The organism is Streptomyces sp. NPDC051219 (genome assembly GCF_040682335.1).
In the GTDB taxonomy this organism is placed as follows: domain Bacteria; phylum Actinomycetota; class Actinomycetes; order Streptomycetales; family Streptomycetaceae; genus Streptomyces.
This window is the reverse complement of sequence record NZ_JBFBAS010000002.1, coordinates 262,126-281,472: the sequence shown is the minus strand read 5'-3', so window position 1 is coordinate 281,472 and position 19,347 is coordinate 262,126. Positions and strand designations below refer to the sequence as shown.

The following is a 19,347-nucleotide window of genomic DNA, read 5'->3' as shown; positions in this document are numbered from 1 at the left end:
GTGCGTATCGGGAGGACCGCAATGTCCAGGACGGTGAGCGGTGCCGATGACCGCGAAACGAACAACCGCGCGCGAGCACTGCGCCGGCTCCAGGAGAACGCGGACGACTTCCTGCACTTCGAGGTGCTTGCCGCCCGGGAGGGCGTCGGCCTGTGAGACGCCCCGTCGCCATGGCCGCCACGGCCACCACCGCCACATCCGCGCCCGTACGGGAGCGCCCCGCGCACCGCGACGGCAATGTGCTGCGGTGGCTCGGCGCGTACACCGCCTCGCTCGTCGGCGACAGTGTGTACTTCGTCGCCCTGTCCTGGGCCGCCGTCCAGGCCGGCAGCCCGTCCCAGGCCGGTCTCGTGCTGGCGCTCGGCGCCCTGCCACGGGCCGTGCTGATGCTCGGCGGGGGAGTCATCGCCGACCCGTTCGGCGCTGGTGCTGCTGCTGGCGGTACGGGTCGCCGCCCTGCCCCCGGCGGAGACGGAGAGCAGCCGCGGCACGCTGTGGCGCGATCTGATCGACGGGCTCCGCTACATCCGCCGCCACCGCACCCTGGCCGCTCTGGTCCTGGTCATCGGCATCGGCGACCTGGGCTTCGTGGGGCCGCTCAACGTCGGGCTCACCCTCCTCGCCGAGGACCGCGGGTGGGGTGCGGCCGGCATGGGCTGGACCGTCGGCGGCTTCGGCGCCGGAGCCGGCGCCGCCTCACTGCTGCTGGCCGTACGCGGACGGCTGCCGCGCGCGGGCCTCGTGCAGGGGTGGTCGCTGACCCTGGGCGCGGTGGCGATCGGCTCGCTCGCCTTCGTCCCCACCGTGCCCGCCGCCGCGGCCGTCGGCCTGGGCATCGGCCTGCTGGCGGGGCTCAGCGGCGCCCTGTGCCACGCACTTGTACAGACCACCGCCGACCCGGCCTATCTGGGCCGGGTCACCTCCGTCTGCAACCTCTTCAGCCTCGGCGTCGCACCGCTCAGCTTCCCGCTCACAGGTGCCGCCATCGGCCTGTGGGGCCCGCAGCCCGTGTTCGTCGCCAGCGCCGCCATCTGTGCCGCGAGCGGTGTCATCGGCCTGTGCACACCGGCGCTGCGCCGCGCCGAGCTGCCGTAAGGGTGCCGAGGGCGGGTGCCGACGGCGTAGAGCAGGCCGGACGTGCTGCCGTCAGGACGTCAGGCCGAGCCTCGCCTCGTGGAGCTTGGCGATCGCGTCCTTGTCGCCCTCCAGTTCCACCCGCGCCGCGTTCTGCCGGCCGAAGGTGAACATCGTCAGCTCACCCGGCTCCCCGGTCACCGTCACCACCGGCGTCCCGCGGTGCGCCACCGCCGTCTGGCCGTCCGGGCGGCGCAGCACCAGCCCGACCGGGGACTTGCGGCCCAGAATCCGGGCCGCCTTCTCGAGGCGCTTCCACAGGACGTCGGCGAACACCGGATCGAGCTCGCGCGGGGTCCAGTCCGGCTGGGCCCGCCGGACGTCCTCGGCGTGCACGTAGAACTCCACCGCGTTCGCCGCCTCGTCGATCTGCTTGAGGGCGTACGGCGACATCCGCGGCGGCCCGGTGCGGATCAGCTGGATCAGCTCTTCGTACGGCTTCGCCGCGTACTCGGCCTGCACCCGCTCCAGGCGGGGCTTCAGTACGCCCAGAAGCAACCCGCCCGCCGCGTCGGGGCGGCGCTCGCGCACCACCTCGTGCGCGGCGAGGTCGTGGGTCTTCCAGCCCTCGCACAGGGTCGGGGCATCGGGCCCCGCCGCTTCCAACAGATCGGCGAAAAGGAGTCGTTCACGCTTCGCATGGGTCGACATGACCGTCAGCGTACGACCGTATGAGCACCGCTGCCATGGCACGGCCCGGGCGTGGCCCCCCGGGACGCGCCCCGCCCACCTGCCGGACAGCCCGCCCGGCCGCGCCGGCACGGCAGAATGGCCGTATGACCAGCACGACGCCCCAGACTCCGGCCCCGCGCAGCGGCCTGGACCCCGCCGTCGCCGCCCGCCTCAAACGCGGCGCCGACGGCCTCGTCCCCGCCATCGCCCAGCAGTACGACACCGGCGAGGTGCTCATGCTCGGCTGGATGGACGACGAGGCACTGCACCGCACCCTCACCACCGGCCGCTGCACGTACTGGAGCCGCAGCCGTCAGGAGTACTGGGTGAAGGGCGACACCTCCGGGCACGTCCAGCACGTCAAGTCCGTTGCCCTGGACTGTGACGGCGACACCGTTCTGGTGAAGGTCGACCAGGTCGGCGCCGCCTGCCACACCGGCGACCGCACGTGTTTCGATGCCGCCCAACTCCCGCTTGAACAGTAGGTAGGCTCAGCCGCCATGGATCTCGAGACGTTCCGCAAGCTGGCCGCCGACCGCCGCGTCATTCCTGTCAGCCGCAGGCTGCTCGCGGACGGGGACACCCCGGTGGGGCTGTACCGCAAACTCGCCGCCGAGCGCGAGGGCACCTTCCTGCTCGAGTCCGCGGAGAACGGCCGCTCCTGGTCCCGGTACTCCTTCATCGGCGTACGCAGCGCCGCCACCCTCACCGCACGCGACGGCGAGGCGCACTGGATCGGCACCCCGCCGGTCGGCGTCCCCGTCGGCGGGGATCCGCTGGAGGCCCTGCGGGCGACCGTCGAGACCCTGCACACTCCGCGGGACCTCGCGGGCGGACTGCCGCCGTTCACCGGCGGGATGGTCGGCTATCTCGGGTACGACATCGTGCGCCGCCTGGAGAGGATCGGCGACCACGCGCAGGACGACCTGAAGCTGCCCGAGCTGACCATGCTGCTCACTTCGGACCTGGCGGTGCTGGACCACTGGGACGGAACCGTCCTTCTGATCGCCAACGCGATCAACCACAACGACCTCGAGACCGGCATCGACGAGGCCCACGCGGACGCGGTCGCCCGCCTGGACGCGATGGAGGCCGACCTCGCCCGCTCCGTGCACAGCGTGCCCGCGGCGCTGCCGCCGTCCGAACTGCCCGAGTCCTCCGCGCTGTGGGGCGGCGAGGCGTACCAGCTCGCCGTCGACGACATCAAGGAGCGCATCCGCGCGGGCGAGGCCTTCCAGGTCGTACCGTCCCAGCGTTTCGAGACGCCGTGCCGTGCGAGTGCGCTGGACGTCTACCGGGTACTGCGGGCCACCAACCCCTCCCCGTACATGTACCTCTTCCGCTTCGACGGCTTCGACGTCGTCGGGTCCAGCCCCGAGGCGCTGGTCAAGGTCGAGGACGGGCGGGCCATGGTGCACCCGATCGCGGGCACCCGGCACCGTGGCGCCACCCCGCAGGAGGACCAGGCCCTCGCCGACGAGCTGCTCGCCGACCCCAAGGAGCGGGCCGAGCACCTGATGCTCGTCGACCTCGGCCGCAACGACCTGGGGCGGGTCTGCGAGCCCGGCAGCGTCGAGGTCGTGGACTTCATGTCGATCGAGCGCTACTCGCATGTGATGCACATCGTCTCCACCGTGACCGGCAGGGTCGCCGCCGGCCGCACGGCCTTCGACGTGCTCACCGCCTGTTTCCCGGCCGGGACCCTGTCCGGCGCCCCCAAGCCGCGCGCCATGCAGATCATCGACGAGCTCGAGCCCACCCGGCGGGGCCTGTACGGCGGCTGCGTCGGGTACCTCGACTTCGCCGGGGACTCCGACACGGCCATCGCCATCCGCACCGCGCTGCTGCGCGACGGGACCGCGTACGTCCAGGCGGGAGCGGGCGTCGTCGCGGACTCCGACCCCGTCGCCGAGGACACGGAGTGCCGGAACAAGGCGGCGGCCGTGCTGCGGGCGGTGGGCACCGCGAACCGCCTCCACGACGCGTGACGCGGTAGGGGATAGTGGGGTACGTGAGTGCCGTACCCCACCCCACGCCCAGTGACAACGAAGCCGATGCGGCCGCCGCGCCCGGCGCAGCCGGTTCCGGCGACGGATCCGGAGCCGTGCCGGCCGCCCGGAGCAGCCGCCGCAGCGTCGGCGCGGCCCTGCTGCTCGGTGCGGTGGGCGCGGCCGTGGTGCTGCTCGCCTCGGGACAGACCTGGGCCGAGGGGACGGCCGCCGTCGGCGGTGGAACGCTGCCGCTGGACGTCGACGGCCGTGCCGTCACCGGCGTCCCGGCCGCGCTCGCCATCGTGGGTCTGGCTGCCCTGGTCGCGGTTTTCGCCGTCCGCCGGGCGACCCGGGCGCTGGTGGCCGGGCTGCTCGCGCTGAGCGGCGCCGGGGCCGCGCTGGCGGCCTTCCTGGGCGCCTCGGACAGTGACGCGCTCAACGAGGAGGCGGCGCGGACCGCCGCCGACTCCGCGGCCACGGTGGACGCCCTCAGCCACACTGCCTGGCCGTTCGTCTCGGCGGCCGGCGGCCTGCTGATCCTGCTCGCCGGGCTGCTGGCCCTTCGGTACGGCGGGAACTGGCCCGCGATGTCGGGCCGGTACGAGCGCGACGGCAGCCCCCGGGCACGCAAGGCGCGCACCGCGGTGGACCCCGAGCGCCCCGAGGAACTGTGGAGGGCGCTCGACCGGGGCGAGGACCCGACACGTGACTCCTGACACCCCGGCCCCATTCACCCCGTTGAGTGCGGGACAATAGCCAGCGACAGCGCAACGAAAGCAACAAGGAGCAAACTCATGGCGGGCAGCAGCCACGGACACACCCCGGCCGCCTGGACCGGTGTCACCATCTCCTTCATCGGTTTCTGCATCTCGGGTGCCTTCATGGTGCTGGCCAACCCCCTCGGGTTCTGGGCCGGCCTGGTTGTCGTCGCGCTCGGCGGTGTGGTCGGGATGGCGATGAAGGCCGCCGGTCTCGGACAGAAGCAGCAGGCGGTTCCTGCCCCCGTGCAGGCACGTGCCGAGGCGCAGCTCCAGAGCAGCTGAGCCCGCTCACGACGCGAGGCGCGGCCCCACCGGGGCTGCGCCTTCCTTCGTGACCGGGGACAATCGCCGGGTGGACGCCTCCTCCCCTACCGCAGCCCCCGCTCCGGCGCCGACCCCTGGTCCGGCCGCTCCCGCCCGCCGGCGGCTCGCCCGCCGCCTGGCGGCGCCCGTGGGCACCCTGGCCGCCGTTGTCGCCGCCTTCGCGTACGTCGGCGCGGTCGACCCCAATGAGCCCGGCCACTACCCGGTGTGCCCGCTGCTGAAGGTCACCGGGATCTTCTGCCCCGGCTGCGGTGGACTGCGCAGTGCCCACGCCTTCGCGCACGGCGACCTGGCCGCCGCCTTCGGCGCCAACGCGCTTGCCGTTCTCGGGTACGGGATCTTCGCCGTGGTGATCGCCGTCTGGCTGGTGCGGGCGGTGCGGTCCCGGCCGGCCGTGATCGCGCTGAGCCCCGTCCACTGGTGGGGCGTCGGAGCGGTCGTCCTCGCCTTCACGGTGGCCCGGAACCTGCCGTTCGGGGCGGTTCTGGCGCCCTGAATGCGGCATTCCGGCCGTCCAGGACGTGGGATGCCGTCAACCGGATGCAGGGCCTACGCCTTCCTGCGGATACCATCGGGAGTGCTGATCCCGTTACGCCGTGAACCAGCCAGACCACTGTCACCGTCCCGTGTCACCGTCCCGGAAGGGGGCCGCTCGCGTGAGTGTGCTCGACGAGATCATCGAAGGTGTCCGCGCCGACCTCGCAGAGCGGCAGTCGCGTGTGAGCCTCGACGAGCTCAAGGAGCGCGCCGCCAAGGCGCCCCAGGCCAAGGACGGGGTCGCCGCACTCCGAGGCGACGGAGTCAAGGTGATCTGCGAGGTCAAGCGCTCCAGCCCGTCGAAGGGCGCGCTCGCCGCGATCGCCGACCCGGCCGGGCTCGCCGCCGACTACGAGGCGGGCGGCGCGGCCATCATCTCCGTACTGACCGAGGAGCGCCGCTTCGGCGGTTCGCTCGCCGACCTCGAGGCCGTACGGGCCCGGGTCGACATCCCGGTGCTCCGCAAGGACTTCATCGTCACGGCCTATCAGCTCTGGGAGGCGCGGGCGTACGGCGCCGACGTCATCCTGTTGATCGTCGCCGCGCTCCAGCAGGAGGCTCTGGTCTCCCTGATCGAGCGGGCCGAGTCGATCGGCCTCACCCCGCTCGTCGAGGTGCACGACGAGGAGGAGGCCGAGCGTGCGGTCGAAGCCGGCGCGAAGATCATCGGTGTCAACGCGCGGGATCTGAAGACGCTGAAGGTCGACCGTTCGACCTTCGCCCGGGTGGCCCCCGAGATCCCGGCCGGCATCGTCAAGATCGCCGAGTCGGGCGTCCGAGGCCCCCACGACCTGATCGCCTATGCCAACGAGGGCGCCGACGCGGTGCTCGTCGGCGAGTCCCTGGTCACCGGTCGCGACCCGAAGTCCGCGGTCGCCGACCTCGTTGCGGCGGGCGCCCACCCGGCGCTGCGGCACGGACGGAGCTGACCGCACCCATGACCGCCGTCCGCCGCCCCGTCGCCCGGCCCGGCGTCCGCCCGCGCCCGTCCGGCGTGCAGGCGCGCCTGCCGCACGCGCCGCTGGCGCGCGGCTGCCGCCCACGCGGCTGCCGGGCCCCGGCGCGACGGGTGCACGGGCGGCGGGTGCGGTATGTGATCGGTTCGGAGCCGGGGCAGGTCAACGGCATGCGATGGCGCCACGGAGCGGCGCTTTAGCGGGGTGCGGCTTCCGTGCGCGGTGCGTGCGGTGCCGGGCCTCCGCGGCCTGCATCTGAACTGCGTTGCGATCGATCTGCGGCTCCGCCGCGTGGTCACCGCGCTGCGCGCGAGTTGCGACGCTTCACGTCCAGAAACAGGCCGCTGCGCCCCGTCCCTCCCCGGCATTGCCGGGTGCGGGTTTCGCGGGCACAAGGCGCATACGGTGAATTCCACCCGTTGAGACATATATGGGCGAAAAGCCCTCTCTGAGGAGTATGTCGGATGTCTTCTGACTTCTTCATTCCGGATCCGGACGGTCAAGTCCCCAGCGCCGAGGGCTACTTCGGCGACTTCGGTGGCAAGTTCATCCCCGAGGCGCTCGTCGCCGCGGTCGACGAGGTCGCCGTCGAGTACGACAAGGCGAAGGCCGATCCGGCTTTCGCGGCCGAGCTCGACGATCTGCTCGTCAACTACACCGGGCGGCCGAGCGCGCTGACCGAGGTGCCGCGGTTCGCGGAGCATGCGGGCGGGGCGCGGGTGTTCCTCAAGCGGGAAGACCTGAACCACACCGGTTCACACAAGATCAACAATGTGCTCGGGCAGGCGCTGCTCACCAGGCGCATGGGCAAGACCCGCGTCATCGCGGAGACCGGTGCCGGGCAGCACGGTGTCGCCACGGCGACCGCGTGTGCTCTGTTCGGGCTCGAGTGCACCATCTACATGGGCGAGATCGACACCGAGCGCCAGGCGCTGAACGTGGCGCGGATGCGCATGCTGGGGGCCGAGGTCGTCGCGGTGAAGTCCGGCAGCAGGACGCTGAAGGACGCCATCAACGAGGCGTTCCGGGACTGGGTCGCCAATGTGGACCGGACCCACTACCTCTTCGGGACGGTGGCGGGGCCACACCCGTTCCCGGCCATGGTGCGGGACTTCCACCGCGTCATCGGGGTGGAGGCGCGGAGGCAGATCCTGGAGCGCGCCGGCCGCCTGCCGGACGCCGTGGCGGCCTGTGTGGGCGGGGGGTCCAATGCGATCGGACTGTTCCACGCGTTCCTTCCGGACGCCGGTGTGCGGCTGGTGGGCTTCGAGCCCGCGGGCCACGGGATCGAGACCGGCGAACACGCGGCCACGCTGAGCGCCGGTGAGCCCGGGATTCTGCACGGCTCGCGCTCGTACGTGCTCCAGGACGAGGAAGGCCAGATCACCGAGCCGTACTCGATCTCGGCCGGTCTCGACTACCCGGGCATCGGGCCCGAGCACGCGTATCTGAAGGACACCGGGCGCGGCGAGTACCGCGCGGTGACCGACGACGAGGCCATGCAGGCCCTGCGGCTGCTGTCCAGGACCGAGGGGATCATCCCGGCCATCGAGAGCGCGCACGCGCTGGCCGGCGCTCTGCAGCTGGGCAAGGAGCTGGGCAAGGACGGGTTGCTGATCGTCAACCTGTCCGGCCGTGGCGACAAGGACATGGACACCGCGGCCCGCTACTTCGGGCTCTACGACCAGAAGGGGGCCAAGTGAGCGGCAACGTAGAGCTGTTGGGACAGGTCCTGGCCAAGGCGAAGGCGGAGGACCGGGCGGCGCTCGTCGCCTATCTGCCGGCCGGATTCCCCACGGTGGACGGTGGCATCGCGGCCGTGAAGGCGGTCGTCGCGGGTGGCGCCGATGTGGTGGAGGTCGGGCTGCCGCACAGCGACCCCGTCCTCGACGGACCGGTCATCCAGACCGCCGACGACATCGCGCTGCGCGGCGGTGTGAAGATCGCCGACGTGATGCGGACCGTGCGCGAAGCGCACGAGGCGACCGGTGCGCCCGTGCTCGTCATGACGTACTGGAACCCGATCGACCGCTACGGCATCGAGCGTTTCACCGCGGAGCTCGCGCGGGCCGGAGGCGCCGGGTGCATCCTGCCCGACCTGCCCGTCCAGGAGTCCGCGGTGTGGCGCCGGCACGCTGAGAAGCACGGTCTCGCGACGGTGTTCGTGGTGGCGCCGAGCAGCAAGGACGAACGGCTGGCCACCATTACGGCCGCCGGTTCCGGCTTTGTGTACGCGGCCTCGCTGATGGGCGTCACGGGCACCCGCGAGTCGGTCGGCGCGGAGGCGCAGGACCTGGTGCGGCGCACGCGCGCGACGACGGACCTGCCGGTGTGCGTCGGGCTGGGCGTGTCGAACGCCGAGCAGGCCCGTGAGGTCGCCGGATTCGCGGACGGTGTGATCGTCGGATCGGCCTTCGTCAAGCGGCTGCTGGACGCTCCGGACCTGGCGGCGGGCCTGGCTGACGTGCAGGCGCTGGCGGGCGAGCTCGCGGCAGGCGTACGTCGCCGCTGACGCCTCGCGTCGCTCGTACGGGTGGATATGGGGCGGGGAGGCACGCGAGTGCCTCCCCGGTTCGTTTGCGGAACGTGAGCGAGAACAACCGTGATGGAAAACGAGCTGCCCGTGAGCGACTCATCGAGGACCGCGAGCGGCAGAAGGCGCGCGACAGGCGCCGGCGAACGCTGATCGTGTCCGCCGCCGTCGTCGGCGTACTCGGCCTGGCCGCGGTGGTGGGCCTGATCGCCGCCAACGCCGGCGACGGCGACGAGGACACCGCGGGTCCTGTCGTCGCGCCGAGCGGCGCGACGGGGAAGGACGCTCTCGCGATTCCCGTGGGGCAGGACAGTGCCAAGTCCACTCTCGTCATCTGGGAGGACTTCCGCTGCCCGGCGTGCAAATCCTTCGAGGACAACTACCGGAGCACGATCCACGAGCTCTCGGACAAGGGACAGCTCAAGGCCGAGTACCACCTCGTGACCCTCATCGACGGGAACATGGGGGGCAGCGGGTCGCTGCGCTCCGCGAACGCGGCGGCCTGTGCGCAGGACGCCGGAAAGTTCACCGAGTACCACGACGTCCTCTTCCAGAACCAGCCGCCCGAGCCGGACGACGCCTTCGCCGACAACGACCACCTGATCGAGCTCGCGGGCAAAGTCCCCGGACTCGCCACAGCCGAGTTCAAGCAGTGCGTCAACAATGGCACGCACAACAGCTGGGTCGCCAAATCCAACGAGGCGTTCCAGGCCGGCGGCTTCGGCGGCACCCCGACGGTCCTGCTCAACGGGGAGAACATCTACGCCGACCAGCAGAACCCGCTGACGCCGGAGAAGCTGAAGCAGAAGGTCGAGGAGGCGGCGAAGGGCTGACGCTCAGCGCGCCCTGGAGTTGTTCAGCGGCATGGAGTTATGGAGACGTTGCCGGGTGGGTTGCCCTGGGTCCCGCCCGGCACGGTAGCGTCGGACCTGCCATGGACCTTGCTTATATCCCCAGCCCGTCGACCGGCGTGATCCATCTCGGACCGATCCCGCTGCGCGGCTACGCGTTCTGCATCATCATCGGCGTCTTCGTCGCTGTCTGGCTCGGCAACAAGCGCTGGATCGCGCGCGGTGGCCGCCCCGGCACCGTTGCCGACATCGCCGTCTGGGCGGTGCCCTTCGGCCTTGTCGGCGGGCGGCTCTATCACGTCGTCACCGACTACCAGCTGTACTTCAGCGAGGGCCAGAACTGGGTCGACGCCTTCAAGATCTGGGAGGGCGGCCTCGGTATCTGGGGTGCGATCGCGCTCGGCGCGCTCGGCGCCTGGATCGGCTGCCGCCGGCGCGGTATCCCGCTGCCTGCCTGGGCCGATGCGCTCGCTCCCGGTATCGCCCTCGCACAGGCCATCGGCCGCTGGGGCAACTGGTTCAACCAGGAGCTCTACGGGCGGGCCACCGACCTGCCGTGGGCGCTGAAGATCAGCGAGGGGGACAACCGGGTCGCCGGGACCTACCACCCGACGTTCCTGTACGAGTCGCTGTGGTGCATCGGCGTCGCGCTGCTGGTCATCTGGGCCGACCGCCGCTTCAAGCTCGGACACGGCCGGGCGTTCGCGCTGTACGTCGCCGCGTACTGCGTGGGCCGGGGCTGGATCGAGTACATGCGCGTGGACGAGGCACACCATGTGCTGGGGCTGCGGCTCAACGTCTGGACCTCGATCGTCGTCTTCGTGCTCGCCGTGGTCTACCTGGTCTTCTCGGCCCGGCTGCGGCCGGGACGCGAGGAGATCGTGGAGCCGGACCCGTCCGGAGACCGCGACAGGAGCAAGGCGGGCAGCAAGGCCGGTTCCGCAGCCGACGCCCCCGATGCTTCTGATGCGGCCGAGGGCCGGGAGGAGCTCGAGGGCTCCCCGTCGGCCGACGGCAGGCCGGACGGTGACGTGAACACCGCCGACGGCACGGAGGCCGCGAAGAAGTCCTGAGGCGGCCCGACGAGGCAGCCCGACGACGTACGTGAGGGGCCGCGGCATCGACGACCCGGTGCCGCGGCCCCTCACGTACGTCGGGGTTTTTCTACCTCGGGCGCTGGGCCAGGGCCAGGGTGCGGCGCGCCCCGGCCACCACCGCCGCGTCCACGAAACGGCCGTCGGGCAGGGCCAGCGCCCCGCCGTCCGTGGCGGCCGCCTTCACGATGTCCTCGGCCGCCGCCAACTCCTCGCACGTGGGCAGATACGCCCGCTCGATCACCGGAAGCTGGCGCGGATGGATCGCAGTCCGCCCCAGGAACCCCAGTGCCCGGCCGTGCGCGCAGGAGCGCGCCAGGCCGTCGACGTCACGTACGTCGGGGAAGACCGACTGCGCGGGCGGTGACAGACCTGCCGCCCGGGCGGCCACCACGGTCCGGGCCCGCGCCCAGTCGAGCCCCTCGTCCGCGACGCCGAGGTCGGCCCTCAGATCGGACTCGCCGAGCGCGATACCGCGCAGGGCGGGGTGGGCGGCGGCGATGCCGAAGGCGCGCTCGACGCCCAGCGCGGACTCGAGCAGCGCGTAGAGCGGCGGCCCTTTGCGCCGGTCCGGACCGGTCAGGCCGACGACGCGGAGGACCTCCGAGGGGTGCGTGATCTTCGGCAGGCGCAGGCCTCCGAGACCCGGGAGCCCGGCCAGGGCGGCGATGTCCGCGACGCCGAGGGGGCTGTCGAGGGCGTTGACGCGGACGTGCACGGGGACCCGCTGGGGGGCGGCGAGCAATTCGGTGGTGGCCGAGCGGGCCCACTCCTTGCGGCCGGGCGCGACCGCGTCCTCCAGGTCGACCAGCACGACGTCGGCTCCGGAGGCGAGAGCCTTGGCCACCACGTGAGGGCGGTCCCCGGGGGCGTACAGCCAGGTCAGGTAGGCGTCCGTCACAGCGCGCCGCCCTCCCGGAGGCGGGAGATCTCCTGCGTGGACAGCCCGAGTCCGGTCAGGATCTCCTCCGTGTCCGCGCCGTGCGGGCGGCCCGCCCAGCGGATGGAGCCCGGCGTCTCGGAGAGGCGGAACAGGACGTTCTGCATCCGAAGAGGCCCGAGTTCCTCGTCCTCGACCTCCGTGATCGTGCCGAGTGCCTGGTACTGCGGGTCGGTCAGCACATCGCGGACGTCGTAGACCGGAGCGACCGCGGCCTCCGCCTTTTCGAAGGCGGTGATGACCTCGTCGCGGTCGTGCGCGGCGATCCAGCCGCCGACCGCCTCGTCGAGCACCTCCGCGTGAGCGGCCCGGCCGGTCCCCGTCGCGAACCAGGGCTCGTCGATCAGCTCGGGGCGGCCGACCAGGTGCAGGACCCGTTCGGCGACGGACTGCGCCGAGGTGGAGACCGCGAGCCAGCTGCCGTCGGCGGCGCGGTAGGTGTTGCGCGGCGCGTTGTTGGCGGAGCGGTTGCCGGTGCGCGGCTGTACGTAACCGAGCTGGTCGTACCAGATCGGATGCGGGCCGATGGCCATGAGGATCGGCTCGATGATCGCCATGTCGACAACCTGGCCGCGCCCCGTGACGTCCCGTCCGGCGAGCGCGGTCATCACGGCGTACGCGGTCGAGAGAGCGGCGATCGAGTCGGCCAGACCGAACGGCGGGAGGGTGGGCGGCCCGTCGGGCTCGCCGGTGATCACGGCGAAGCCGCTCATCGCCTCGGCCAGGGTGCCGAATCCGGGGCGATGGGAGTACGGGCCGAACTGGCCGAAGCCGGTGACGCGGGCCAGTACCAGGCGCGGGTTCGCGGCGCTCAGCTCGCTCCAGCCGAGATTCCACTTCTCCAGGGTGCCGGGCCGGAAGTTCTCGATGATCACATCGGATTCCGCGGCGAGGGCGAGCAGGACCTCCCGGCCCCCCGGTGTGGACAGGTCCAGTGTCATGGTGCGTTTGTTGCGGCCCAGCAGTTTCCACCACAGCCCCACGCCGTCCTTGGCCGGACCGTGGCCGCGGGAGGGATCCGGCCGGTGCGGATGCTCGACCTTGATGACCTCGGCACCGAAGTCCCCGAGCATCGTGGCGGCGAGCGGGCCCGCGAAGAGGGTGGCGAGGTCCAGTACGCGAAGGCCCGCGAGCGGGGCGGGGGCCGTCATGCGGTGCCTTCCGACTGGGCGTCGATCTCGTTGCGCGCCGGCATCGACGCGGAGGCGCCGGGCCGCTGGACGGAGAGAGCGGCGGCGGCCGACGCCCAGGCCAGGGCCTCGGGCATCGGCCTGCCCTCACCCACGGCCACGGTGAGCGCCCCGACGAAGGTGTCGCCCGCCGCCGTCGTGTCCACGGCCCGTACCTCCGGGGCCGGCACGGTGACCGGTCCGCCGGCGCCGCGGGCCGCGTACAGACTGCCCGCCGCGCCCAGGGTGATCACCACCTCCGGTACCTGGCGCAGCAGGGCCTCGGCCGCCTCGTGCGGCTCGGTGAGCCCGGTGAGTGCGGCGGCCTCGTGCTCGTTGGGAACCAACAGGTCGGTCACGGCGAGGAGTTCGGCCGGCAGCGGTTGAGCGGGGGCAGGGGTGAGGACCGTCCGTACGCCGTGGACGCGAGCCGCGCGCGCACCGGCGAGCACACCGGACATGGGGAGTTCGAGCTGGAGGAGCAGGGCTTCGGCGGCGGCGATACGGTCCTCGTCGCCCGGTTCGAGCCCGGTCACCGTGCCGTTCGCGCCCGGCACCACGACGATCGAGTTGCCACCCTCGTCGTCCACCACGATGTGCGCGGTGCCGCTCGCGCCCTCGACGGTGCGCAGCCCGTCGGTGTCGACCCCGGAGGCGGCCAGGGTGGCGCGCAGCCGTACGCCGAACTCGTCGGCGCCCACCGCGCCGATCATCGCCACCGTGCCGCCGGCGCGCGCGGCGGCGACCGCCTGGTTCGCGCCCTTGCCGCCGGGGACCGTACGGAACTCACGTCCCGTGACGGTCTCCCCGCGCCGCGGGGCCTTCGCCACGTACGCGACGAGGTCCATGTTCGTGCTGCCCAGCACGGCGATGGTGGTCATGGGTGGACTGCCTCCTGTGCGGTGAGTGCTGCCAGGGTGTCGAAGCCGATGCCGTCCAGGGCCGCGACCGAGGTGGCGAGGCGGTTCCGCAGGGGAGCCGTCCAGCGGGGCGGGATCGCGGCGGGACTGCCCGCGATGAGTCCGGCGAGGGATCCGGCGGTGGCGCCGTTGGAGTCGGTGTCCCAGCCGCCGGACACCGCACGGCAGACGGAGCCGGTGAAGTCGCCGTCCGCGTGGGTGAGGGCGGCTGCGAGGAGGGCGGCGTTGGGAAGGACGTGTACCCAGTGGTGCTGGCCGTAGGCGGCGTGGAGCTCGTCCACCACCTGGTCGAAATCGCCGGTCCCGCTTTGGGCGGCGTCGATACCGAACCGGACCGCATGCGCCAGGCGGGAGTCCGGAGGGACGACGGACAGTCCGGTGCGCAGGCAGGTGTGGACGTCGGTGGTCCCGCCGGCCGCCTCCGCGAGGGCGGCTGCCACGAACATCGCGCCGTACACGCCGTTCGCGGTGTGCGTGAGGGTGGCGTCCCGGTACGCCTGCCCGGCCGCGGCGGCCGGGTCGCCGGGGTGTGTCCAGCCGTGCACGTCGGCCCGGATCTGGGCGCCGATCCACTCGCGGAACGGGTTGCGATGGGTGGCGGTGTGCGGTGGCTCGATGCCGTCGAGGAGATTGCGGTACGCGACGCGCTCGGCGGTGAAGGTCCGCCCGGCCGGAAGCTCGTCCAGCCAGAGCCGGGCGACGTCGGTGGTACTGAAGTCCCGGCCGTACCGCTGGAGCAGGAGCAGGTTGAGGAGCGGGTAGTTGAGGTCGTCGTCCTCGGGCATGCCGTTGATGTTCTCGGCGAGGGAGGTCGGGGCGCTGCGGCGGTTCCACGGGTGGCGGGCCGCGAGGTCCGCGGGCAGCCCGCGGCCCGTGAACCAGGTCCGCAGGGGCCAGTTGCCGGTGGCCCGGGCGAGCGCGCGAATGGCGGGCAGGGGCAGCTTCTCGACGGGCTTCCCGAGCAGGCAGCCGACGGCCCGTCCCAGCCAGGCGGCGTGCAGGCGCGGGAGGAGGGCGGAACTTCCCGCCCCGGTCGCGCCGGCACGGTTCTTCCTCCAAAGTGCGGTCGGCCATGTGCCGGTGCTGGGCGTGGCACCCCGGGCTGCGGGCCCCGAAACCCCGGCCCAGGGCGCGCGGCGGCGCACTTCCGCCGCGCCGCCGCCTTGCGGCCACGCCGTCGCGAGGTTTGCTCCCGTGGGCCACGGCGACATGGCTCCGCGTGACAGAGGCTCGCGCGACGGGGACTCGCGCGAAATGGTCGTGGGCCACTCCGGGCAGGCTGCCCGGATCCCTGAGAGGTCGCCTGGTTCGTTGGCTGCCAGCGGGGAGGGGAGGATTGCGAGTTCGTCCAGTAGCCGTACGGCCAGCTCGCGCAGGCGGGGGTCCACGGCGGCGGGGGACGCGCCCGCGCGCTCGGGGGCGGTCCGGCCGCCGGCCGCCAGCCAGCGCCGCCGTACCCCCTCGGCGTCGCGGCCGTCCTCCGCCGCCTGACGCAGCTCGTGGCCGACCAGGTCCTCGGGCTGGACCCACGTGAGCCTGAGCGCGTCGAACTCGCTGGGCCCCCCGAGCGGTGCCCGGCCCCTCGGGTGCGCCCCTGCGTAGGGGAAGGGGGCGGAAGGGGTTCCGGGGGCGGGCGTGCGCGGCTGCATCACGTACCCGCAATCGCGCCGAAGGCGGACTCATGGGCGCGCCGGCCCTGTACGTCGCGGGCGAAGACCTCCCGGGCGACTACGGCGAGTGCCGTCGCCGGCTCGTGCAGGTCCAGGCGGCTCGCCTCCGACACCTCCTTCGACCAGTCGCGCGGAATGATGCCCTCGCCGCGCAGGGCTCCCGCGATCGCGCCGGCCATGGTGGCGATCGAGTCGCAGTCGCGGCCGTAGTTCACCGAGCCGAGGACGGTGTGCCGGTAGTCGCCGTCACCGATCAGCAGCATGCCCAGGGCGATGGGGAGTTCCTCGATGGAGTGCAGCCGGGACGGCCGGCGGGCGGCGAGGGACGGGGCCCGGTAGTCGGGTCCGACCGTGTCGAAGGGCGCCACGGCTTCCCGGAGCGGGGTGAGGGCGGACTCGAAGTCCATGTGCCGGGCCGCCACTTCGCAGACCGCCTCGATCGCGGACCGGGTGCCGTCCTTCGCCAGGGCGAGCGCTCGGTCGATCACTGTGGTGGGCGTCGCGCCAGGCAGGAACGCCGCGGCGACCGTCGCCGCGAACACGCCCGCGGCCTCGCGGCCGTACGAGGACTGGTGCGCGCCCGCGACATCCAGGGCCTCGGCGTACGCGCCCGCCGGATTGCCCGCGTTGACCACGCCGACCGGTGCCATGTACATCGCCGCCCCGCAGTTGACGATGTTGCCGGTACCCGCCTCGCGAGGGTCCACATGGCCGTAGTGCAGCCGGGCCACGATCCACTTCTCGGCCAGGAAGATGCGCTGGAGGGGGAGTGCTTCCGCCTCCAGTTCGGGAATCCAGCGCGGGGCCGACATGAGATCCGGGACCAGGTGGTCGGCGATCGCGTAGGCGTCGAGGTGGTCGCGGACGACCGCGTACACGCGGACGAGAGCGTGCGTCATCAGGGTGTCGTCGGTGACATGCCCGTCGCCCTTGTGGAACGGGGCGATCGGGCGGGCCGTACGCCAGTCCTCGTGGAACGGCCCGACAATGCCGCGGACCAGTCCGCCGTGCCGCTCGGCGATCTGTTCCGGGGTCCAGCCCTCGACGGGGCCGCCGAGTGCGTCACCGACCGCGGCGCCGACGAGGCAGCCCGCCGTCCTGTCCTCCAATGTGAGCGTCATGTCCGAATCATCCCTCCGGTGTGGTCAGTTCCGTGTGCACCAGAAGTTCGGCGAGTTCCACGAGATCGGTTCCGGCGAAGCGGGGGAGAGCGCACCCCGAGAGCGTCCGGCAGGCCTCCCGCCAGGTGGCGGGCAGTGACTCGCCGCCGCCGATCGCCCCGGTCAGGGCTCCGGCCAGGGCGGGGGCGGAGTCCGCGACCCGGGAAAGGCAGGCCGCGGCGGGCACGGCCTCGGTGACCCGGCCGCCGGCGGCGGTCGCGAGGGCGAGGGCCACGGGGACGGTTTCGGCGGCGGCGATGCCGTAGCTGTACACGTGGTCGACGATCTGGTGCTCCAGCAGCGGTACGAGCGCGAAGGCGCCGTCCGTGGTGCGGGCGAGCTTCACCGCGTGCCGGGCGTTGCGACCGATCTCTGTCGACCCCGGAAGCTGGGCGAGGGCGGCTTCCACGGCGGTGTCGACGTCCGCGCCGCCGAGCGCGGCGGCGACGGCCGCGGCCATCGCCCGGGCGCCGTGCACGCCGTCGCCGTCCTGGGTGTACCGCGCGTCGAAGTCGGCCAGCCCGGCCGCGGCGGACGGGTCGCCGGGGTGGACCACGGCGAGTACGACAGCCCGTACGCAGGCGGCGTCGTCGAAGTAGTGCGGGTTGTCGTGGCCGGTCGCGGGCGGGCGGAGGCCTTTGGCCAGGTTGCCCAGACCCGCGCGGACGGAGATCCGGGCGCGCAGCGGAAGGACCGCCGACTCGACTTCGGGCGCGCGCTCGGCCGCGGCGGCGACCTCGCCGGCCAGGGCGTTCCACGCGAGGTCGATGGCCGCGCGCATCCGCCGCGACCGGCCGAGGTCGCTGAGCAGCGCGCCGGCGGCGGTGAGGACGGTTTCGGCGGTGAAGGCGGCCCATTCGGCGTCGTCGGAGGGGCCGAGGCGGAGCGGCTCCGGCGGCTGGTTGAGGGCGATGGGGACGGGGAGGGTGGTGGTGGCGTTCTGCTCGGCGAAGGTGTCGAGCTCGCGGGTGAGCCGGCGCGTCCACTCGGGCATGCGTGCGGCGCGGTGCCGGGCGGCGGGCCAGCCGGCGGCGTCGCCCGCCGCGAGGCCGAGCAGAAGCCCCTCGATGCGGCGGGGCCGGTACGGCTCGATGGCCCCCGGCCGGTAGGGTGCCACCTCCCCGACGTACGCCCCGATGGTTCCGGGCCGCGCCCTGTACGCCACGACGCCTGACCCGTGGGGCGGAGCCGCGCGGTCGGCGTCGTGAGGTACGGCCTCATCAGGCATCACCGCGACCCCGCCCGGCTCGACCGCGGGCTCGCCGCCCGGCCGGGGCGGGGCGGCGGCGTCTTCTCCTGCCCCGCCCCCGCCCGGACCGGGGGCCAGGCCCACCGGCCCCTGTGGCGCGCTGCGCGTGCTCGTGGCGGTGGGGGTGCCGGCGCTCCCAGGTGCCGGGGGTGCGGCCCCGGCTGCCGGGGTGGAGGAGGTGCAGGGGTCCGCCGGAGGGCGGGCGGTTTCGTTCGTGGTCACGGCATCACCTCGATGTCGACGTCCGGGGTGAGCAATTCCGCGATGTCGAGAACGTGGTAGCCCCGCATGGAGGGGAGGCAGCTGCCCCGCACCGGGCCGATGGCCGAGCCCCAGTCCGCCGGGATCGATGCCTCCCCCGACATCGCGCCTGCCAGAGCTCCCGCCACAGCGGCCGTCGTGTCCGCGTCACGGCCCATGTTGACGGCGGTCAGAACCGACGTGGGGAAATCTCCGCGGGCCGCGGCGAAAGCGCCGAAGGCCAGGCCGACCGCCTCGGGGGCGAGGTCCGTCCAGGGATAGCCGCCGATGACCACAGCAGAGCGGACCGCGCGCTCGACGGCCAGGGGGTCGGTGCCCGGCCGGAGACCGTCCCGCTGGGCGGCTGCCACCGCGCGCCGCAGCGAGCGTGCCGTCCAGGAGTCCTCGGGGACGACGGACAGCGCGGCGGCGATCACGGACGACGTGTTACCGCCCGCCATGGCCGCCGCGACACCCGCCGCAACCGCCTGGCCGCCGTAGATGCCCTCGCCGTCGTGGCTGACGCACCCGTCGACGGCGACCAGCCGCGCCGCCTCGGCCGGGCGGCCCGCCGCGAAGACGCCGAAGGGAGCGGCGCGCATCGCGAGGCCGTCGCTCCAGGCGTGGCGGTGCTGGGCCGAGATGGGGGCGGCCAGCCCCCGGCGCAGATTCTCCAGCGTGCCGCGCTCGCTGAAGCCCGCACCGCGGAAGGGCCCTTCGTCGAGGTCGGCGATCCAGTGGTGCCAGGCCGTCTCCACATGGGCGACGGTGAGCGCCGAGCCGTGCCGCGCGAGCAGCAGCCCGGAGAAGATCGCGTACTCCGTGTCGTCCGTGCCCGCCGGATCGGCCGCGACGAAGCCTTCGATCCGGCCCCAGCGGCGCCGGATCTCCGACGGCTTCATGTTCTCCGCGGGAGCGCCCAGTGCGTCACCGACGGCGAGCCCGAGCAAGGCGCCCCTGGCGCGTTCGAGGAGGACTTGGGGATTGCATGCAATCAACGCCATGGCGTGCCTCTCGCCGTCTGCGGACACCTTTGTGGATACGTGCCACGCCGGGGGCCCGCCGAGCGCCGCGAAACACCCGTGTCACCCGGTCGCCCCGCCCCTCCGAGCGCCCGCCGAGCGCCCGTCGGCCGCCGTCGGAAGC

20 protein-coding genes and 1 pseudogene are annotated in these 19,347 nt (G+C 73.0%); 13 read left to right on the top strand and 8 right to left on the bottom strand.

Annotation, left to right across the window (positions count from 1 at the left end):
- Positions 1-21: 21 nt before the first annotated feature.
- Both AB0M62_RS04035 and AB0M62_RS04030 read left to right on the top strand, forming a co-directional pair.
- On the top strand, positions 22-156 hold the full coding sequence (locus AB0M62_RS04035) for a hypothetical protein (protein ID WP_366072516.1): 135 nt from the start codon (positions 22-24) through the stop codon (positions 154-156).
- Positions 157-170: 14 nt separating this feature from the next.
- Positions 171-1,095 (top strand): annotated as a pseudogene (locus tag AB0M62_RS04030) (hypothetical protein).
- 51 nt (positions 1,096-1,146) lie between these two features.
- Here the strand turns inward: AB0M62_RS04030 and AB0M62_RS04025 are convergent.
- Entirely contained in the window at positions 1,147-1,785 is a 639-nt protein-coding gene (locus AB0M62_RS04025; RefSeq protein WP_366072515.1) for a TIGR03085 family metal-binding protein, read from the bottom strand.
- 125 nt (positions 1,786-1,910) lie between these two features.
- On the opposite strand from AB0M62_RS04025, the gene hisI reads away from it, so the two are divergent.
- From hisI to lgt, 11 genes are all read left to right on the top strand, one after another.
- Positions 1,911-2,291: a phosphoribosyl-AMP cyclohydrolase gene (hisI, locus tag AB0M62_RS04020; protein WP_366072514.1), complete on the top strand. Its 381-nt coding sequence runs from the start codon at positions 1,911-1,913 to the stop codon at positions 2,289-2,291.
- 15 nt (positions 2,292-2,306) lie between these two features.
- Complete coding sequence (locus tag AB0M62_RS04015; RefSeq protein ID WP_366072513.1) at positions 2,307-3,794, top strand: anthranilate synthase component I; 1,488 nt, start codon at positions 2,307-2,309, stop codon at positions 3,792-3,794.
- Positions 3,795-3,808: 14 nt separating this feature from the next.
- Positions 3,809-4,513, top strand: a complete 705-nt coding sequence (locus AB0M62_RS04010; RefSeq protein WP_366072511.1) for a TIGR02234 family membrane protein — start codon at positions 3,809-3,811, stop codon at positions 4,511-4,513.
- A 78-nt stretch (positions 4,514-4,591) separates the two neighbouring features.
- Positions 4,592-4,840: an HGxxPAAW family protein gene (locus AB0M62_RS04005; protein ID WP_366072509.1), complete on the top strand. Its 249-nt coding sequence runs from the start codon at positions 4,592-4,594 to the stop codon at positions 4,838-4,840.
- 157 nt (positions 4,841-4,997) lie between these two features.
- Positions 4,998-5,378 carry a DUF2752 domain-containing protein gene (locus AB0M62_RS04000; protein ID WP_366072685.1) on the top strand — a complete coding sequence of 127 codons (381 nt, stop codon included), beginning with the start codon at positions 4,998-5,000 and terminating at the stop codon, positions 5,376-5,378.
- 160 nt (positions 5,379-5,538) lie between these two features.
- Complete coding sequence (trpC, locus tag AB0M62_RS03995; protein WP_366072508.1) at positions 5,539-6,348, top strand: indole-3-glycerol phosphate synthase TrpC; 810 nt, start codon at positions 5,539-5,541, stop codon at positions 6,346-6,348.
- Positions 6,349-6,356: 8 nt separating this feature from the next.
- Positions 6,357-6,575, top strand: a complete 219-nt coding sequence (locus tag AB0M62_RS03990) for a tryptophan synthase subunit(beta) (protein ID WP_366072507.1) — start codon at positions 6,357-6,359, stop codon at positions 6,573-6,575.
- A 264-nt stretch (positions 6,576-6,839) separates the two neighbouring features.
- Positions 6,840-8,078 (top strand): tryptophan synthase subunit beta, encoded by a 1,239-nt coding sequence (gene trpB / locus AB0M62_RS03985; RefSeq protein ID WP_366072506.1) that lies wholly within the window; start codon positions 6,840-6,842, stop codon positions 8,076-8,078.
- Positions 8,075-8,887: a tryptophan synthase subunit alpha gene (trpA, locus tag AB0M62_RS03980; protein WP_366072505.1), complete on the top strand. Its 813-nt coding sequence runs from the start codon at positions 8,075-8,077 to the stop codon at positions 8,885-8,887. Before trpB ends, trpA begins: the two co-directional genes overlap by 4 nt.
- Positions 8,888-8,961: 74 nt before the next feature.
- Positions 8,962-9,741, top strand: coding sequence for a thioredoxin domain-containing protein (locus tag AB0M62_RS03975; protein ID WP_366072504.1), 780 nt, complete (start codon positions 8,962-8,964; stop codon positions 9,739-9,741).
- A 101-nt stretch (positions 9,742-9,842) separates the two neighbouring features.
- Complete coding sequence (lgt, locus tag AB0M62_RS03970) at positions 9,843-10,832, top strand: prolipoprotein diacylglyceryl transferase (protein ID WP_366072503.1); 990 nt, start codon at positions 9,843-9,845, stop codon at positions 10,830-10,832.
- Between the two features lie 91 nt (positions 10,833-10,923).
- On the opposite strand, the gene AB0M62_RS03965 is transcribed toward lgt, so the two are convergent.
- Genes AB0M62_RS03965 through AB0M62_RS03935 form a run of 7 tightly spaced genes read right to left on the bottom strand, consistent with a single transcriptional unit; the run spans position 10,924 to position 19,205 of the window.
- Positions 10,924-11,754, bottom strand: coding sequence for a CoA ester lyase (locus AB0M62_RS03965; RefSeq protein WP_366072502.1), 831 nt, complete (start codon positions 11,752-11,754; stop codon positions 10,924-10,926).
- Complete coding sequence (locus tag AB0M62_RS03960; protein ID WP_366072501.1) at positions 11,751-12,944, bottom strand: CoA transferase; 1,194 nt, start codon at positions 12,942-12,944, stop codon at positions 11,751-11,753. The genes AB0M62_RS03965 and AB0M62_RS03960 overlap by 4 nt, the downstream gene beginning before the upstream one ends.
- Positions 12,941-13,843, bottom strand: coding sequence for a ribokinase (gene rbsK / locus AB0M62_RS03955; RefSeq protein ID WP_366072500.1), 903 nt, complete (start codon positions 13,841-13,843; stop codon positions 12,941-12,943). The genes AB0M62_RS03960 and rbsK overlap by 4 nt, the downstream gene beginning before the upstream one ends.
- The gene (locus tag AB0M62_RS03950) at positions 13,840-15,531 is read right to left on the bottom strand and encodes an ADP-ribosylglycohydrolase family protein (RefSeq protein ID WP_366072684.1); all 1,692 of its coding nucleotides are present in this window, start codon (positions 15,529-15,531) and stop codon (positions 13,840-13,842) included. The genes rbsK and AB0M62_RS03950 overlap by 4 nt, the downstream gene beginning before the upstream one ends.
- The gene (locus tag AB0M62_RS03945) at positions 15,531-16,673 is read right to left on the bottom strand and encodes an ADP-ribosylglycohydrolase family protein (protein ID WP_366072499.1); all 1,143 of its coding nucleotides are present in this window, start codon (positions 16,671-16,673) and stop codon (positions 15,531-15,533) included. The genes AB0M62_RS03950 and AB0M62_RS03945 overlap by 1 nt, the downstream gene beginning before the upstream one ends.
- A 7-nt stretch (positions 16,674-16,680) precedes the next feature.
- Complete coding sequence (locus tag AB0M62_RS03940; RefSeq protein ID WP_366072498.1) at positions 16,681-18,183, bottom strand: ADP-ribosylglycohydrolase family protein; 1,503 nt, start codon at positions 18,181-18,183, stop codon at positions 16,681-16,683.
- On the bottom strand, positions 18,180-19,205 hold the full coding sequence (locus tag AB0M62_RS03935; protein ID WP_366072496.1) for an ADP-ribosylglycohydrolase family protein: 1,026 nt from the start codon (positions 19,203-19,205) through the stop codon (positions 18,180-18,182). Before AB0M62_RS03935 ends, AB0M62_RS03940 begins: the two co-directional genes overlap by 4 nt.
- Positions 19,206-19,347 lie beyond the last annotated feature (142 nt).

Coding starts and splice junctions, on each gene's coding strand:
- trpB (WP_366072506.1), top strand. CDS start 6,840: ATGTCTTCTGACTTCTTCATTCCGGATCCGGACGGTCAAGTCCCCAGC.
- lgt (WP_366072503.1), top strand. CDS start 9,843: ATGGACCTTGCTTATATCCCCAGCCCGTCGACCGGCGTGATCCATCTC.
- AB0M62_RS03960 (WP_366072501.1), bottom strand. CDS start 12,944: ATGACGGCCCCCGCCCCGCTCGCGGGCCTTCGCGTACTGGACCTCGCC.
- rbsK (WP_366072500.1), bottom strand. CDS start 13,843: ATGACCACCATCGCCGTGCTGGGCAGCACGAACATGGACCTCGTCGCG.
- AB0M62_RS04005 (WP_366072509.1), top strand. CDS start 4,592: ATGGCGGGCAGCAGCCACGGACACACCCCGGCCGCCTGGACCGGTGTC.
- AB0M62_RS03990 (WP_366072507.1), top strand. CDS start 6,357: ATGACCGCCGTCCGCCGCCCCGTCGCCCGGCCCGGCGTCCGCCCGCGC.
- AB0M62_RS04025 (WP_366072515.1), bottom strand. CDS start 1,785: ATGTCGACCCATGCGAAGCGTGAACGACTCCTTTTCGCCGATCTGTTG.
- AB0M62_RS03935 (WP_366072496.1), bottom strand. CDS start 19,205: ATGGCGTTGATTGCATGCAATCCCCAAGTCCTCCTCGAACGCGCCAGG.
- AB0M62_RS04035 (WP_366072516.1), top strand. CDS start 22: ATGTCCAGGACGGTGAGCGGTGCCGATGACCGCGAAACGAACAACCGC.
- AB0M62_RS03950 (WP_366072684.1), bottom strand. CDS start 15,531: ATGCAGCCGCGCACGCCCGCCCCCGGAACCCCTTCCGCCCCCTTCCCC.
- AB0M62_RS04015 (WP_366072513.1), top strand. CDS start 2,307: ATGGATCTCGAGACGTTCCGCAAGCTGGCCGCCGACCGCCGCGTCATT.
- AB0M62_RS03945 (WP_366072499.1), bottom strand. CDS start 16,673: ATGACGCTCACATTGGAGGACAGGACGGCGGGCTGCCTCGTCGGCGCC.
- hisI (WP_366072514.1), top strand. CDS start 1,911: ATGACCAGCACGACGCCCCAGACTCCGGCCCCGCGCAGCGGCCTGGAC.